Source organism: Brucella tritici, from assembly GCF_008932285.1.
Lineage (GTDB): Bacteria > Pseudomonadota > Alphaproteobacteria > Rhizobiales > Rhizobiaceae > Brucella > Brucella tritici.
In genome coordinates this window covers 844,864-861,132 of the sequence record NZ_WBVY01000001.1, presented here as the reverse complement: position 1 = coordinate 861,132, position 16,269 = coordinate 844,864, and the positions used below count along the sequence as shown (strand labels likewise).

Below are 16,269 nucleotides of genomic sequence, written 5' to 3'. Positions count from 1 at the left end.
GCAGGTGAGCCTAAGAAAATATCGCAGGCGGTGTATTTATGCGTTGACGACACCAAATCCGGCTATTAGTGTCCGCCACCATGAACACGATTATTATTCTTGTGGTACGGGCGCGCATGGGCAGGATGGTGTAACCATCCGGCGAAAGCTCCCATGCGCGAAAGACAGGCTCCCTCGGGGGCCTTTTTTATTATCCAAATCAGAAATAAAATGCAGACGACGGGAAGAGAACAATGACTGCAGGTAAACGTGAGGCGGACGCAAACGCCGCAGAAACGCAAGAAGCGAGCAACCCACGCGAAATGACCGGCGCTGAAATGGTCATTCAGGCTTTGATCGATCAGGGTGTGGAGAGTATCTTCGGTTATCCCGGCGGCGCCGTACTTCCGATCTATGACGAGTTGTTCCAGCAGGACAAGGTTCAGCATGTTCTGGTCCGGCATGAGCAGGGCGCAGGACACGCTGCGGAAGGCTATGCACGTTCGACCGGCAAAGTCGGTGTGATGCTTGTTACGTCCGGTCCAGGTGCGACCAATGCAGTTACGCCGCTGCAGGATGCCCTTATGGACTCCATTCCGCTGGTTTGCATCTCCGGGCAGGTTCCGACAACGCTGATTGGCTCCGATGCGTTTCAGGAATGCGATACGATTGGTATCACGCGCCCCTGCACCAAGCACAACTGGCTGGTGAAGGACGTCAACGATCTGGCGCGCATCCTGCACGAAGCCTTTCATGTCGCTTCCACCGGTCGTCCCGGTCCCGTTGTGGTCGACATTCCGAAGGATATCCAGTTCGCCAAGGGCATTTATACGCCGCCGGAAACTGCGCCGCGCACCAGCTACCGTCCGGTTCTCGACGGCAATGCTCAGGCGATTTCGGATGCCGTTCGTCTGCTCCTCAATGCAAAGAAGCCCGTCATCTATTCGGGCGGCGGTGTGATCAATTCCGGCCCTGCAGCTTCCCGTCTGCTGCGCGAGCTGGTCGAGATCAGCAATTTCCCGATCACATCCACACTGATGGGTCTCGGCGCTTATCCAGCCTCCGGCAAGAACTGGCTCGGCATGCTCGGTATGCATGGCACTTACGAAGCCAACATGACCATGCATGATTGCGATGTGATGCTGTGCGTCGGTGCCCGTTTCGATGACCGCATCACCGGACGTCTGAACGCATTTTCTCCGAACTCGAAGAAAATCCATATCGATATCGACCCGTCGTCGATTAACAAGAGCGTGCGTGTCGACGTGCCGATCATTGGCGATGTCGCGCATGTTCTGGAAGATATCGTTCGGCAGTTCCGTGCCTCTGAAAAGAAGCCGGAAAAGCAGGCAATCGGTGCATGGTGGGAGCAGATCGATCGCTGGCGTGCCCGCAATTCGCTCGCCTATGCGCCGAACAAGGACGTCATCATGCCGCAATATGCAATTGAGCGGCTTTATGAACTGACCAAGGATCGGAAGACCTACATCACCACGGAAGTTGGCCAGCACCAGATGTGGGCTGCGCAGTTCTATGGCTTTGAGGAACCGAACCGCTGGTTGACCTCTGGTGGTCTCGGTACCATGGGTTACGGCCTGCCGGCGGCTCTCGGGGTACAGATCGCGCACCCTGATGCGCTGGTTATCGACATTGCAGGCGATGCCTCGATCCAGATGTGCATTCAGGAAATGTCGGCTGCCATCCAGCATAATGCGCCGATCAAGATCTTCATCCTGAACAACCAGTATATGGGCATGGTGCGCCAATGGCAGCAGCTCCTGCATGGCAACCGCTTGTCGCACTCCTATACCGAGGCAATGCCGGATTTCGTCAAGCTGGCCGAAGCCTACGGCGCGCATGGTATCCGCTGTGACAAGCCAGGTAATCTCGATGCCGCCATTCAGGAAATGATCGACATCGACAAGCCGGTTATCTTCGATTGCCGCGTGGCAAATCTCGCCAACTGCTTCCCAATGATCCCGTCGGGCAAGGCGCATAACGAAATGCTGTTGCCGGATGAAGCAACAGATGAGGCAGTTGCCAACGCCATTGATGCCAAGGGCCGCGCGCTCGTCTGATCCGGAGGAAAGAAATCATGAATGCACAGAACCTAGCTTCCGGATCGGCCTATTTCATTGCAGCCGAAACGCAAACGCCGGAAACGCATACGCTTGCCGTACTCGTTGACAACGAACCGGGCGTCCTTGCCCGCGTGATCGGTCTTTTCTCTGGGCGTGGCTACAATATTGAAAGCCTGACGGTTTCGGAAACCGAGCATGAAAAGCACCTGTCGCGCATTACAATCGTGACGCGCGGCACGCCGCATGTGCTCGACCAGATCCGCCACCAGCTGGCTCGTATTGTTCCGGTTCACCGCGTTGTCGATCTCAGCCACCGCGCCTTTGAACTCGGCCACGATCGTCCTGTCGAACGTGAGCTAGCGCTGGTGAAGGTCGCTGGCAAAGGTGAGGCAAGAGCCGAAACGCTTCGCCTTGCCGACGCTTTCAAGGCCAAGGTGGTTGATGCGACGACTGATCACTTCATTCTGGAGATTACCGGAAAGACCGCCAAGATCGATCAGTTTATCTCGATCATGAAACCGCTCGGGCTGGTTGAGACCTGCCGTACCGGTGTCGCAGCCATGAACCGCGGTCCAGAAGGCATGTAAAAGCTTCCGACAAAATCGATACAATATGTTTGAAAACCGGCACAATGTTTCGATTGTGCCGGTTTTTTATTAAGCTAATTTGTCCCCGTAAATTGGGGCCGTCCTATGTCTGTTGAAATTTTTCTGGCGCTTCTTGTCTTCGCCTTCGTGTCATCCGTTACGCCGGGACCAAACAATCTGATGCTTCTGGCATCCGGTGTAAATTTCGGTTTCCGCCGTACGATCCCGCATATGCTTGGTATCGGTGTCGGGTTTTTCATATTGCTGTTGGCGGTTGGTTTCGGTCTCGGCGCTTTGATTGAGACGGTTCCGTCATTCTATGCCGCGCTGAAGTTCGCGGGCGGTGCTTATATGCTCTATCTCGCCTGGAAAATTGCCATGTCGCGTTCCATCGGAGAGGCAAAACATCGCGATAAAGCCGAGCCTATGACTTTTTTGCAGGCAGCGGCGTTCCAGTGGGTCAACCCGAAAGCTTGGGTAATGGCGATCACGGGAATTGCCACCTATGCCAATCACGACAACTATTATGTCGCCGTGCTTCTGGTCAGCGCTGCATTCGCGATTGTGAATTTGCCGAGCGTTTCGGTCTGGGCAGGATTTGGCACATTGCTGCGCAACTGGCTTTCCGATCCTGTTCGATTGAAGTGGTTCAATCTTATTATGGCCTTGCTGCTCGTTCTGAGCCTGTGGCCGATGCTGAAATAGAGAATGAAGAGGCGAATGATGAAGCAGATTCCAACTTATGAAAATGTGATCTCGGCCGCAAAGCAGATCGAAGGTTACGCCCACCATACGCCGGTGTTCACATCATCAACTATCGACCGCGAAACCGGTGCGCAATTCTTTTTCAAATGCGAGAATTTCCAGCGCATCGGTGCGTTCAAGTTTCGTGGTGCCTTCAATGCTCTGTCGCGGTTTACAGATGAGCAAAAGGCGCGAGGTGTGCTGGCTTTTTCGTCCGGCAATCACGCGCAGGCAATTGCGCTCGCAGCAAAATTGCTCGGCATTGGCGCGACCATCATCATGCCTGAGGATGCGCCGCGCGCGAAGCTTGATGCAACGCGGGGCTATGGCGCGAAGGTTGTTACCTATAACCGCTATGAAGAAGATCGCGATGTGCTCTCGAAGCGGCTGGCCGAAGAGGGTGGGCTGACCCTCATTCCGCCGTTCAATCATCCCGATATTATCGCTGGGCAGGGAACTGCGGCCAAGGAATTGATCGAGGAAACGGGTCCGCTTGACGCTCTGTTCGTTTGTCTCGGCGGTGGCGGCCTGCTTGCAGGTTCGGCGCTCGCCGCGAAAGCCTTATCACCGGGCTGTGACGTCTACGGCGTGGAGCCGGAGGCGGGGAACGACGGTCAGCAATCTTTCCGCTCTGGCAAGATAGTTCGCATCGATGTGCCGAAGACTCTGGCGGATGGCGCCCAGACGCAAGCTCTCGGCGACATGACCTTTGCCATTATCCGCGAAACTGTTCGCGATATTCTGGCTGTCAGCGACAATGAACTGGTTGAAGGTATGAAATTCTTCGCCAGTCGGATGAAAATGGTGGTCGAGCCTACGGGGTGTCTCGCCTTTGCTGGCGCACGACAGATAGCGTCGAAGCTGCAAGGCAAGCGTGTGGGCGTGATCGTCAGCGGCGGCAATGTCGATCTCGACAGATTTGCGGCGCTGGTGAGCAAAAACGTTTGATCACGGTTTGATCTTGTTTTCAGGCGGCGAATCCTGTCTGAAAGGATCATGCAGTTTTCACCGGAACAGGATCAGGCGCTGAAGGCCGTCGGGCAATGGCTTAAAGACGGCCGCAGTCCCATTTTCAGATTGTTCGGCTATGCGGGTACGGGCAAGACGACGCTTGCCCGCTATTTCGCCGAGCATGTGGACGGCGATGTGCAGTTTGCAGCCTTTACCGGCAAGGCGGCGCAGGTGCTACGCTCGAAAGGCGCCAGCAATGCCCGCACGCTCCATTCGCTGATCTACCGCCCACGTGGCGAAGAAGCGATTGAAGACGAAACGACTGGCAAGACTTCCATCGCGCCGACCTTCTCGCTTAACCGGCAAAGCCCTGTCGCCAAAGCGGCGATGATCGTCGTCGACGAATGTTCCATGGTCGATGAGGCGCTGGGACGCGATCTGATGAGTTTCGGCACTCCGATCCTCGTTCTTGGCGATCCGGGGCAGTTGCCTCCTATTTCCGGAGGTGGTTTTTTCACGGAACACGATCCCGACTATCTCCTGACCGAGATTCATCGTCAGGCGCAGGACAATCCGATCATCCGTATGGCGCTCGATGTGCGGGAAGGGCGTGAGCTTCCCTATGGTGACCATGGTGCCGCAAGGGTTATCGGAAAAGGCGACGTTAATCAGGAAATGGTGCTGTCTGCCGATCAGGTGCTCGTCGGCACCAATCGTACGCGCCGCCGCTATAACCAGCGCCTTCGGGAGCTGAAAGGCTTTACTGCGGATTACCCACAGGCTGGCGACAAGCTGGTCTGCCTGCGTAACGATCCCGCCAAGGGACTTCTCAACGGTTCACTTTGGAAGGTGATGACATCATCCAAGGAAACGGTGAAGCCCGGCATCAATCTTTTGGTTACACCTGAGGACGATGATCGCGGTGTGGCGAAGATCAAGCTGCTCAAGGCACAGTTCGAAGATCCCGACAGTGAAATTCCCTGGCAGACTAAAAAGCGCTACGACGATTTTGATTATGGTTATGCCTTGACGGTACACAAAGCGCAGGGTTCCCAGTGGGATGAAGTCGTGCTCTTTGACGAAAGTTTCGCGTTTCGCGATACACGTGAGCGGTGGCTTTACACGGCGATCACGCGTGCAGCCGAACGTTTGACCATTGTAAAATAACTATTCGTCTGTTGGTTGGGCGCTGAGCCACTCCCAGGCTTCGTTTTCTTCGTCTGCTTCGAAAGCGCGAAGCTCTATGGACAGAAAAGGCTGCATGAGTGTTATGCTGGCCTGTATCCACAAGGGACCGCCAACGATTGCATAGTGACGAAGCTTTTTGAGAGACTTTGAACGCATGGAGAGCATGCTTTCTGAGAACGCAGCCGTCCAATCGACCCCTTCATAGCCGGTTAGGCGGATCAGTAGATCGATTTCTTCATGCGTTTCGTAAGCTGCGTCGAGAAGCCCGTAGAGATTCTCCAGTGAGGCATCGTCGAGATGTCCTTCAATTGCAAAAGCGAAAACGTCTTCCCTGTTTGTTGGAATGCGGCGAATGACAGGTATGTCCTCATTTCGCATCATAGACCTCCATTTATCGATCGGTTTAAACGCCCGAGCAGGGACAAAGGTTGCGGTCACTTACAAATTGATGCGAACTGGAAAACTCCGCAAACCCCGTTTGTTGCAGGCAGATTTCATGATTGGGGATTGCGGTTGCGGTGCGACGGCAAAACACTCACATTTTTTCATGGCAGGCGTTATAAAGCGGAATATTCATCCGGGAGTCTCCAATGCCTGCGAAATTATCGGTCAATCTCAACGCTGTTGCGATGCTGCGAAACCGGCGCGATTTGCCATGGCCAAGCGTTACCGGTCTGGGCCGCGCTGCTCTTGCCGCCGGAGCTGCCGGATTGACGGTGCATCCCCGTCCCGATCAGCGTCATATCCGGTTTTCCGATCTCGGCGATATACGCGCTCTGATCGATGATGAATTTCCGCAGGCAGAGTTCAATATTGAAGGTTTCCCAAGCGAAGCGTTCCTTGATCTGGTGGAGAAGCATCAGCCAGAACAGGTGACGCTCGTGCCTGATGATCCAACGCAGGCGACCTCGGATCATGGCTGGGACTTTGTGTCGAAGGCTGACTTTCTGGCTCCAATCGTGGCTCGCCTGAAAGCCGGTGGTATGCGTGTATCCTTGTTCGCGGACCCCGATCCGCTAGGCTACGAACGAGCGGCTTCAATCGGTGTGGATCGTGTGGAACTCTACACGGGCCCTTATGGTGCAACCTATGATGACCCGGCAGCTGCGGTGCGCGAGCTGGATCGACTGGAAAAAGCTGCAAATGCCGCTACGGAGCTTGGCCTCGATATTAACGCGGGACATGATCTGACAGTAGACAATCTGCCGGCGCTGGTGAAACGTATCCCGCAATTGAGCGAAGTTTCCATTGGACACGGACTGACCGCCGATGCACTGATGTATGGGATGCCGGTAACGGTCAGCCGCTACATCGCGGCCCTTGCGTAACGCGTCTGTCAATGCACTTGATGCATGGCTCAGACTGGAGCTGTGCAAAAAGCGCATTTGCATTCGTGTGAGACAAGCTTTAGGCGTCCGCCACTATTCATACGCGTTGGGGGGCGCAGGATCGTATGAGGGAAGCATTGAAGCAGTTTTCCGACATCTGCTTTCCGCGCCGAGGCAAGTCTATTGTCATTGCATTCGGGCAGATCGCCACTTTCAATCGGCGCCATGTCCATGATTAATGCTGATTTCGGCAACGCTACGGCAGCAATGCGGCAATTCGCAACTTTTTGCGAATACGCTCATTATCTCAATTCGATCCCCAGTAACTCCAGCCAGAATCTTTTCAGGAAGTTGCGAGGTGCCTGCATATGAGCGGCGAGCTAAATGGCAATGACACGCCGGCACAGGCCGCTATGCCTGCCGTCGGTGTTCCTGAAAGCGTCGCTTTTGCAGAAGATGCCGAGCAGCACAATGAGAGCATGAAGACGCTGGTGCTTGGGGCGCTGGGCGTTGTCTACGGTGACATCGGCACCAGCCCTATCTATGCTTTTCGCGAAGCCCTCCATGCGGCGGCGAGCGATGGCATTCTTTCCCGTAGCGACATTCTTGGTGTTGTTTCGCTGATCTTCTGGGCGCTGACGCTGGTTGTGACCATCAAATACGTGCTGTTCGTTTTGCGTGCGGACAACAACGGCGAGGGCGGCATTCTTTCGCTGATGGCGCTTGTCAGAGGTGCGCTGAAAGGCAGGCCTGATCTGATCCTGGGCGTCGGCATCTGCGGTGCAGCGCTGTTCTTTGGTGACGCGGTCATTACTCCTGCAATCTCTGTTCTTTCGGCAATGGAAGGTCTTGAGATCGTCGCTCCAGACTTAACGCCATTCGTGGTTCCCATAACAGTCGTTATTCTCGTCACGCTGTTCTCGGTGCAGAAATTGGGCACGGGAAAGGTCGCCATCGTCTTCGGTCCGATCATGGCATTGTGGTTTCTGGCGTTGGGTGCGTCGGGCCTATGGCATATTTTCGATGACCCCACGGTTATGATGGCGCTCAATCCCTATTATGCGGTACACTTTCTGACGGTCAGTCCCGGTGTGGCGTTTATTACAGTTGGTGCCGTATTCCTTGCGATGACCGGCGCTGAAGCTCTTTACGCCGATCTGGGGCATTTCGGACGCAAGCCGATCGTACGTGCATGGTTGTGGGTGGTGTTCCCATGCCTGCTGCTCAATTATTTCGGGCAGGCTGCGTTCATCCTGTCGCATGGTGAAGCGGCAGCATTGCCGTTCTTCCAGATGATGCCGAGTTTCGCGCTTTGGCCGATGGTTCTGCTGGCAACGGCGGCAACCGTGATTGCAAGTCAGGCGGTAATAACTGGTGCCTATTCGGTGGCACGCCAGGCTGTTCAGCTCAACATTCTGCCGCGCCTTGAAATTCAGCACACGTCGGAAAAGCTGCATGGCCAGATTTATATTCCGCGCGTGAATCTGCTTTTGGGGCTGGCCGTGGTCATTCTGGTGCTTGGGTTCGAGAAGTCCAGCAATCTGGCAGCAGCATATGGCATTGCCGTCACTGGCAACATGCTGGTCACCACGGTTCTTCTTTATATCGTGATGACCCGTATCTGGAACTGGCGCGTGAGCCGCGCCCTGCCGATTATTCTCGGCTTCCTGATCATCGATATCATGTTCTTCAGTGCGAATATCATCAAGGTTCATGAGGGCGGCTGGGCTTCGATCGGTATTGCCGTCGTGCTCGTCCTGATCATGTGGACCTGGGTGCGGGGGACGCGGCACCTCTTTCACAAGACGCGTAAGGCTGAAGTTCCGCTTGATCTCATCGTTCAACAAATGACCAAACGTCCGCCGACCATCGTTCCGGGCACGGCGGTGTTTCTGACGGGTGATCCAAAGAGTGCTCCGACTGCGCTCATGCACAGCCTGAAACACTATAAAGTTCTGCACGAAAACAATGTCATACTGACGGTTGTGACCGCATCGAAACCATGGGTTTCAAGTGCTGATCGTGCGCGCGTGTCCCAATATAACGAGCGCTTCATGCAGGTAACGCTCACTTTCGGCTATATGCAGCAGCCGAACATTCCGCGCGCGCTTGGCATATGCCGCAAGCTTGGCTGGAAATTCGACATCATGACGACGTCGTTCTTCCTGTCGCGCCGTTCGCTCAAGGCATCGGCCCATTCCGGCTTGCCGCTCTGGCAGGACAAGCTGTTTATTCTGCTCGCCCGAACCGCGTCTGACGCGACAGAATATTTCCAGATTCCAACCGGCCGTGTGGTGGAAATTGGAACGCAGGTGAATCTGTAAATCCATCGGAATCGATAGTTTTAAAGGGCGCTTTCCCGGTTTCGGGGAGGCGCTTTTTTGCATTTGATGTCGATAAAAAATATTCCCGTGTCAGGCGGCTGCAATTTTAGAAAACATGCTTGACCACTGACGAAACAATAATTATGAATTGGGAACCGTACCGTACGGTACAAGGTGGAGGAAGAGGCCCGTGACTGATACCAGCGACGAATTGCAGGCTCAAAAGCAGCAGGCTCTTTCGCCGCGTCAGAACGATGTTCTGGAGCAGGCGTTGCGCCTTCTAGTGGAGGGCGGGGATCGCGCTTTGACGACGGCAAGCATTGCACGTGCCGCCAACTGCTCGAAAGAAAGCCTCTACAAATGGTTTGGTGATCGCGATGGTCTGCTGACGGCGATGGTTCGCTGGCAGGCATCGAAGGTCCGTGTTGTGCCGCTGACCCGCGAGAAGCTGGATGCGGAATCTCTTTTCTCGAGCCTGGAGCATTTCGCACGCGACTGGCTGCTGGTTCTGTCGGGAAAGACATCGATTGCCTTGAACCGGCTGGCGGTGAGCCATGCGGCGTCTGGAAAATCGACATTGGGCGATATCGTTCTTGCCAACGGTCCTGTGGCCATGGCCAAGCGCCTCAAACCCATTCTCCATATGGGGCAGGAGGCACGTTTACTGGCCTTCGACGATATCGATGAGGCATTTCGCACGTTTTTCGGGCTTGTCGTCCGGGACATGCAAATACGGTTGCTGCTTGGCGACCATCTGGAACTGACTGACGACGTGGTCATCCGGGATGCCCGGCGCGCCACCAAGCAGTTTTTTGCCCTTTATGGGGCCTAATCACATCGGTGGACGCAAGAAAGCCGAAGAACAATCTGAACGAAGGGAATAAGGAAATGCGCGTTTACTACGATCGGGATGCAGACGTTAACCTGATCAAGTCGAAGAAGGTGGTTATCGTCGGTTATGGCAGCCAGGGCCGCGCCCATGCGCTGAACCTCAAGGATTCCGGTGCCGCCAACGTGCGTGTTGCCCTTCGTGAAGGTTCTGCAACCGCGAAGAAGGCACAGGCTGACGGCTTTGAAGTGATGAACGTCGCCGATGCCGCCAAGTGGGCCGATCTCATGATGATGGCAACCCCTGACGAGCTGCAGGCTGACATCTACAAGGAACACATTCACGACAATCTTCGTGATGGCGCGGCAATCGCTTTCGCCCACGGTCTCAACGTGCATTTCGGCCTCATCGAGCCGAAGAAGTCGATTGACGTCGTCATGATCGCACCGAAGGGCCCAGGCCATACGGTTCGCGGCGAATACCAGAAGGGCGGTGGCGTTCCTTGTCTCATCGCCATTCATCACGACGCCTCGGGCAATGCTCATGATCTGGCTCTCTCCTACGCTTCGGGCGTTGGCGGCGGTCGTTCGGGCGTCATCGAAACCACCTTCAAGGAAGAGTGCGAAACCGACCTGTTCGGAGAACAGGCCGTTCTTTGCGGCGGCGTGGTCGAACTGATCCGCACCGGTTTTGAAGTTCTGGTTGAAGCTGGCTACGCGCCGGAAATGGCTTACTTCGAGTGCCTGCACGAAATGAAGCTGATCGTGGACCTGATCTACGAAGGCGGCATCGCCAACATGAACTACTCGATCTCGAACACTGCCGAGTGGGGCGAATATGTCACCGGTCCGCGCATCATCACTGCTGAAACCAAGGAAGAAATGAAGCGCGTTCTGAAGGACATTCAGACCGGCAAGTTCACTTCCGATTGGATGCAGGAATATCGTGCAGGTGCAGCGCGCTTCAAGGGCATTCGTCGCAACAACGACAGCCACCAGATCGAAGAAGTCGGCGAAAAGCTCCGCGGCATGATGCCGTGGATTGCAGCGAACAAGCTCGTCGACAAGGCACGTAACTAAAAACAGTGGGTTTCAGGTTTTGGTTGTCTGCAAATGATGCAAACGCCAGAGCCGGAATATCATCTGATTTTGAAATTCGATGAAACATGAAAAGAGGGGGCGTTTCTTGCGCCCCCTTCATACATGGTGCGTTGTAACGGGGGTGATCGTGAGCATATGGCGAACGAAAATAACCCAAATTCTGCGCCAGTTTTTTCGTTTCGTGCACTTTGAAGGCCAAAACAATTCCGAATATCTTTATTCCATAGAAGCATGGGAAAAGCTGTTCTCGTCTGCTGAAAAGTGCGCTAGAGCTTCACATCCAATAGCCAAGTTTTGAGGAGACTTAGCTATTACAAGTTCCGTAAAATGTACGGATAGCCTAATTGAGGAGATTTCCCGTGTTGGACTGGGAAAATGTATTTGCAACGCGCTCGAAACGTATGCGCGCATCGGAAATCCGCGAACTGCTGAAGCTTCTGGAACGTCCAGATATTATTTCGTTTGCGGGCGGAATTCCTGATCCGGCTCTTTTCCCGCACGAAGAATTCCAGGCAGCCTATAAGGATATTCTTACTGGTCCTGAAGCCAATGCCGCGCTGCAATATTCTGTTTCGGAAGGCTACAAGCCGCTGCGCATCTGGCTGGTAGGTGAGCTCGCCAAGATCGGCATTCCCTGCACGGAAGACAATGTGTTCATCACATCGGGTTCGCAGCAGGCTCTTGATTATCTGGGCAAGCTGTTTTTGTCGCCTGCTGATACAGCACTTGTGACCGCGCCGACTTATCTCGGCGCGCTGCAGGCTTTCAACGCTTATGAGCCGAACTACGATACGCTGGCGATCAACGGCAATCGTACCCCAGCATCCTACGCTGAAGCTGCCAAGAAGGCTGGCGGCCGGGTCAAGTTTGCTTATCTGTCCGCCGATTTCAGCAACCCAACCGGCGAAACTGTCGATCTTGCCGGGCGCGAGAAACTGCTCGCTCAGGCGGATGAACTCGACATTCCGGTGATCGAAGATGCTGCCTATCAGTATCTTCGCTACAATGGTGATGCGATTTCGCCGATCCTGGCGCTCGACATTGGCCGGAACGGTGGTGACATCGAGAAGACCCGCACCGTCTATTGCGGTTCTTTCTCCAAGACGCTGGCTCCGGGATTGCGCGTTGGCTATGTGGTTGCGTCGAAGCCGGTTATTCGCAAGCTTGTGCTGATGAAGCAGGCTGCGGACCTTCATTCGTCCACGATCAACCAGATCGCCATTCAGCGCGTTGCGAGCAACGGCTTTGGTGCTCAGGTGGCAAAGCTGCACAAGGTTTATAAGCACCGCCGCGACAAGATGCTTGAAGCGCTGGCGAAATATATGCCGGAAACCACAAGCTGGACGAAGCCTGAAGGCGGCATGTTCATCTGGGTTACGCTGTCGGAAGGTATGGATGGTGCCGCGCTGCTCGCTGCATCCATCGATAGTGAAAAAGTGGCGTTTGTTCCAGGTCGGGCATTTTTTGCCGATGGCACCGGTGCCAATACGCTGCGTCTCAGCTATTCATGCGCCAATGATGAGATGATTGATGAGGGCATCAAGCGCCTTGGCCGTTTGATACGGACTCATACGAAATCCGCTGCTGCCTGAGTTGGTGGAAATAAAAAAGCCGGGTTTTTACCCGGCTTTTTTCTTACTGGAATGGCGAATTGCAGCCTGTTCTCGGACCGGCCAATGGCTGGAACGTATTGTCGGATGTCCGATAGCTGCGATAGCGGTTTGAACACCACTGAATATGGTTGCTGCTTGGCCGCGCACCGGCGGTTGGCGGTTGCATCGTGCGTCGATATTGCAGGGCATCGCCGTTCTTGTAGTTCAATACGCCGTGTTCGGTAACATAAGTTCCACTTTCCCGGCAAAGCGTTGAACCATAGCAGTTGCGAGCGCTGGGATCTGTGCGATTGGCACCGGCCTGACCGCCGATAATCAATGGCCCGCTCGGTTTCAGCGAGGGAAGATACTGGCTGTTACGCAGTTCGACGGCTGAACTCACACTTGCAATGCCCGCAACGAACAGTCCTGTCAGTATCGTCAGGCACAGAATTTTTCGCATCGTTTCGGCTCGCTTCAATCAAAGTTCTCCCGATATATGGGTATATTCTATATCCAAGTCACTGCTTCGGCAGAAATTTATTGGTTTCGGAAATCATCCTCTTGCCAATCGCACGGCAAGCAGAGAGATTGCGAAGACATGTTTACCATAGCCACTTTCAATGTCGAAAATCTGATGCGCCGGTTCGATTTTTCCGGCTTTCGCAATGAATTGCATCAGGATCGCACCTTGCAATTGTTCGAAATCAACGATGAGGCGCAATATCGCCTTCTCGAGCAGGCACGCGCTGTAGCGCACGCAGACGATACGCGCCAGATGACAGCGCTCGCTATTGCCGAAACACGGGCTGATATTCTTTGCCTGCAGGAAGTGGACAATCTCGCTGCGCTCAATGCCTTCGAGTATGGCTATCTTTTCAAGATGATAGGCCATGGCTTCCGGCATAAATATCTCATAGATGGCAATGACAGCCGTGGGATCGATGTTGCCGTTATGATGCGCGACACGACACGGGACGGACAGCCTATCGAGGTCGATGAAGTCACGAGCTATGCCTACGTAACTTATAATGATTTTGGTCTCTATGAGCCGGTTCTCGCCGAACTGGGGATCCAGGCTCATGATCGCATTTTCAAGCGGGATTGTCTGAATGTGGATTTCCGCATTGCAGGAAAGCCCATATCGCTTTTCGTGACTCATATGAAATCGATGACGGGTGCGCGCAACGGATTTGATGGACGGACAGCATCTCTGCCGGTGCGACGCGCAGAGGCACGCGCCATACGCCGTATCATCGAGGATAAGTTCGGGTCGTCTAATGTTGCAAATCGCCGCTGGCTGATTTGCGGTGATTTCAATGATTACCGTGAGCGGATCATTATCGGCGGCGATGAATGGAATGGCTATCAGTTCACGCCCATGGTTGAAGAAGAAAGCGCGCTCGACGTGCTTTTAGGGGACGGCTTCGCGGTCAACCTGGTCGAGCGCCGCCCCGTTATGGATCGCTGGACACTTTACCATACGCGCGGGCCGCAAGAGCGTCATCTTTGCCAGCTCGATTACATCATGGCTTCACCTTCATTCGCTGAGAAGAATGAGAAGGCGGTTCCAAATATCATCCGGCGGGGGCAGCCCTGGCGCACTATATTTCCACCCGACCAGCAGGTTGATCGTTATCCCCGAACTGGATGGGATCGCCCGAAGGCAAGCGATCATTGCCCGGTCGCAGTGACATTGAACATGGTTTGAGCGATGAAACAGGTTCGGGAAAACACCGTCCACATTATCGATAGTGCTGAGGTTCGGGTGCTGTCTGGTCCTCTGCCGTACACCGTGGAGAACAGGGAAGCGATTGTTTCGAACTGGACGCATGAGCGGGCTGCGAACCCCACTTTGTTCGATGGCGAGTTCTATCTGGCACCGGAAGCTGAATTGACGGGCAGCGCTTTTCATGCCGGGTTCAAGCGCACCAGTTTTGCAACCCTGATGCACTGGCGACGTGACGTATCGCAAGAACGTCCGTGGCATATTTTCGGTGTCGGCGTGATTGTCTCGAGCGAAGGGCATTTGATTGCCGGGCGTATGAGTGCACAGAATGCGGGTGCGGGAAGGGTCTATTTTCCGGCAGGCTCGGTGGATGATAATGACATTGTTGATGGCTATGTCGATTATGACGCCAATCGGCAACGGGAGGTTCGCGAGGAAACGGGTCTCGATCTTCTCGATGCGCGCGCGGAGCAGCAAATCAGTCTCGTGACCGGAAACCGCAGCATCGCGCTTTTCCGCCGTTACTATTTTGATGTGCCATCACCGGAACTGGTGTCGCGGATTGAACAATATCTTTCTGGTGAGGAAGAACCGGAACTATCTGAGATCATACCAGTGAAGGCAGCGGGTGCGATGGGTGACGCAACACCGTCCTATGTGCGAGCGTTTGCCGACTGGCATTTCAATAATCGCTAAACTTGGTCGGACTTGCAGATGACAGCGGCGCGAAATTGGCTATGCTCGCAGATAATGCCAAGCATGAGGCATTGGAGTGAAATCGTCCTTGCGGTCGGTTTTGTGAGCAAGTCGAGGGGAGAATGAGGGATGAGTGACGCCGCCGTTTCCGGCAGATTCTATGAGGTTTTCGACGTTTTCGCCGACAAGGCTCTGGCTGGAAATCCGCTGGCTGTCGTCCATGATAGCGAAGGTTTGACCGATACGCGTATGCAGGCCATCGCACGCGAGTTCAATCTTTCCGAAACGGTATTCATTTTTCCTCCGAGCAATCCCGCGCATGAAGCGGCGGTGCGTATCTTCACACCTGATTATGAGCTTCCCTTTGCCGGGCACCCGACAGTGGGCGCCGCCGTGTCGCTTGCTCGCCGTCGCAAAACGGGTGATGAGACTGACAGGCTCGTAGCTCTGGAAGAAAAGGTCGGTATTGTTCGCTGTGGTGTCATACTTGGCGAAAATAGCGCATTTGCAGAATTTGATCTGCCACGCTTGCCAGAGCGAGTTGACGTCAAGGTCGAGAAGGAAGAGGCGGCCGCCGCGATTGGTCTCGGCACGCATGAAATTGGATTTGAGAACCATGTACCCGCCGTCTGGAGCGCAGGTACGCCTTATCTGCTCGTACCGGTTCATAATCTGATTGCTGCAGCAAAAGTGTCCATTGACCCAGTTTACGTGAGCGAAAGCCTGCCGCACGTTGATGGCCGGCCTTTGCCGATATACGTTTATTGTCGCGAAACAATTTTGTTCGACAGTAATTTCCACGCGCGCATGTTCGTAACGGGTGCGAATGTCTATGAAGATCCGGCTACGGGCTCGGCTGCTGCCGCCTTTGCAGGCATGATCCAGAAAAACGACAAGCCTGTTGATGGCAGTTCGCAGTGGTGGATCGAGCAGGGAATGGAGATGGGGCGGCCTTCGCGGATTCGTCTTGAACTGGATGTCGCCAAGCAACAGCTCACAGGAGCGCGGATTGGAGGCACGGCGGTCAAGATCGCGGAAGGGCGTCTGTTCGTTTGAGAATCTGGCCCTGCTTGTGTTTTGATTACGGTCAAAGCCATAACGCTGCCCTATGTTAGTTTATCGATAGATAAGCAAACGGCGG

Annotated in this window: 15 protein-coding genes; 13 read left to right on the top strand and 2 right to left on the bottom strand. The window is 54.5% G+C overall.

All coding sequences use genetic code 11. The features are described 5' to 3' along the window. The first annotated feature begins 233 nt into the window (after window positions 1–233). The 5 genes from F9K94_RS04280 (at window position 234) to F9K94_RS04260 (ending at window position 5,509) form a co-directional block, all read left to right on the top strand. Window positions 234–2,057, top strand: a complete 1,824-nt coding sequence (locus F9K94_RS04280) for an acetolactate synthase 3 large subunit (protein ID WP_081104459.1) — start codon at window positions 234–236, stop codon at window positions 2,055–2,057. 17 nt (window positions 2,058–2,074) lie between these two features. Continuing rightward, on the top strand, window positions 2,075–2,647 hold the full coding sequence (ilvN, locus tag F9K94_RS04275; protein ID WP_061346045.1) for an acetolactate synthase small subunit: 573 nt from the start codon (window positions 2,075–2,077) through the stop codon (window positions 2,645–2,647). 105 nt (window positions 2,648–2,752) lie between these two features. Beyond that, window positions 2,753–3,352, top strand: a complete 600-nt coding sequence (locus tag F9K94_RS04270) for a LysE family translocator (protein WP_151555662.1) — start codon at window positions 2,753–2,755, stop codon at window positions 3,350–3,352. Window positions 3,353–3,370: 18 nt separating this feature from the next. Continuing rightward, window positions 3,371–4,339, top strand: a complete 969-nt coding sequence (locus F9K94_RS04265; RefSeq protein ID WP_151644128.1) for a threo-3-hydroxy-L-aspartate ammonia-lyase — start codon at window positions 3,371–3,373, stop codon at window positions 4,337–4,339. Between the two features lie 48 nt (window positions 4,340–4,387). After that, a complete protein-coding gene (locus tag F9K94_RS04260) occupies window positions 4,388–5,509 on the top strand; it encodes an ATP-dependent DNA helicase (RefSeq protein WP_109989079.1) in 1,122 nt (373 codons plus the stop codon). Here F9K94_RS04260 and F9K94_RS04255 read toward each other — a convergent pair whose 3' ends face one another. Next, window positions 5,510–5,908 (bottom strand): SpoIIAA family protein, encoded by a 399-nt coding sequence (locus tag F9K94_RS04255; RefSeq protein ID WP_192799237.1) that lies wholly within the window; start codon window positions 5,906–5,908, stop codon window positions 5,510–5,512. Window positions 5,909–6,120: 212 nt separating this feature from the next. Between F9K94_RS04255 and F9K94_RS04250 the strand changes: the two genes are divergently transcribed. The 5 genes from F9K94_RS04250 (at window position 6,121) to F9K94_RS04230 (ending at window position 12,703) form a co-directional block, all read left to right on the top strand. Continuing rightward, the gene (locus tag F9K94_RS04250) at window positions 6,121–6,858 is read left to right on the top strand and encodes a pyridoxine 5'-phosphate synthase (RefSeq protein WP_151555664.1); all 738 of its coding nucleotides are present in this window, start codon (window positions 6,121–6,123) and stop codon (window positions 6,856–6,858) included. A gap of 368 nt (window positions 6,859–7,226) precedes the next feature. Continuing rightward, on the top strand, window positions 7,227–9,182 hold the full coding sequence (locus F9K94_RS04245) for a potassium transporter Kup (RefSeq protein ID WP_151643822.1): 1,956 nt from the start codon (window positions 7,227–7,229) through the stop codon (window positions 9,180–9,182). Window positions 9,183–9,372: 190 nt separating this feature from the next. Continuing rightward, window positions 9,373–10,014 (top strand): TetR/AcrR family transcriptional regulator, encoded by a 642-nt coding sequence (locus tag F9K94_RS04240; protein ID WP_109989083.1) that lies wholly within the window; start codon window positions 9,373–9,375, stop codon window positions 10,012–10,014. Window positions 10,015–10,070: 56 nt separating this feature from the next. Beyond that, window positions 10,071–11,090 carry a ketol-acid reductoisomerase gene (ilvC, locus tag F9K94_RS04235; protein WP_061346051.1) on the top strand — a complete coding sequence of 340 codons (1,020 nt, stop codon included), beginning with the start codon at window positions 10,071–10,073 and terminating at the stop codon, window positions 11,088–11,090. Between the two features lie 380 nt (window positions 11,091–11,470). Continuing rightward, on the top strand, window positions 11,471–12,703 hold the full coding sequence (locus F9K94_RS04230; RefSeq protein WP_151643820.1) for an aminotransferase-like domain-containing protein: 1,233 nt from the start codon (window positions 11,471–11,473) through the stop codon (window positions 12,701–12,703). Window positions 12,704–12,746: 43 nt separating this feature from the next. Here F9K94_RS04230 and F9K94_RS04225 read toward each other — a convergent pair whose 3' ends face one another. Continuing rightward, a complete protein-coding gene (locus F9K94_RS04225; protein WP_061346470.1) occupies window positions 12,747–13,166 on the bottom strand; it encodes a BA14K family protein in 420 nt (139 codons plus the stop codon). A 138-nt stretch (window positions 13,167–13,304) separates the two neighbouring features. Here F9K94_RS04225 and F9K94_RS04220 point away from each other — a divergent pair, with 138 nt between their 5' ends. The 3 genes from F9K94_RS04220 to F9K94_RS04210 all read left to right on the top strand — a co-directional run bounded on the left by F9K94_RS04220 (window position 13,305) and on the right by F9K94_RS04210 (window position 16,184). Then, window positions 13,305–14,414, top strand: a complete 1,110-nt coding sequence (locus F9K94_RS04220; protein WP_151643818.1) for an endonuclease/exonuclease/phosphatase family protein — start codon at window positions 13,305–13,307, stop codon at window positions 14,412–14,414. Window positions 14,415–14,417: 3 nt separating this feature from the next. After that, on the top strand, window positions 14,418–15,128 hold the full coding sequence (locus tag F9K94_RS04215) for an NUDIX domain-containing protein (RefSeq protein ID WP_151643816.1): 711 nt from the start codon (window positions 14,418–14,420) through the stop codon (window positions 15,126–15,128). Window positions 15,129–15,257: 129 nt separating this feature from the next. Next, window positions 15,258–16,184, top strand: coding sequence for a PhzF family phenazine biosynthesis protein (locus F9K94_RS04210; RefSeq protein WP_061346055.1), 927 nt, complete (start codon window positions 15,258–15,260; stop codon window positions 16,182–16,184). Window positions 16,185–16,269: the final 85 nt, after the last annotated feature.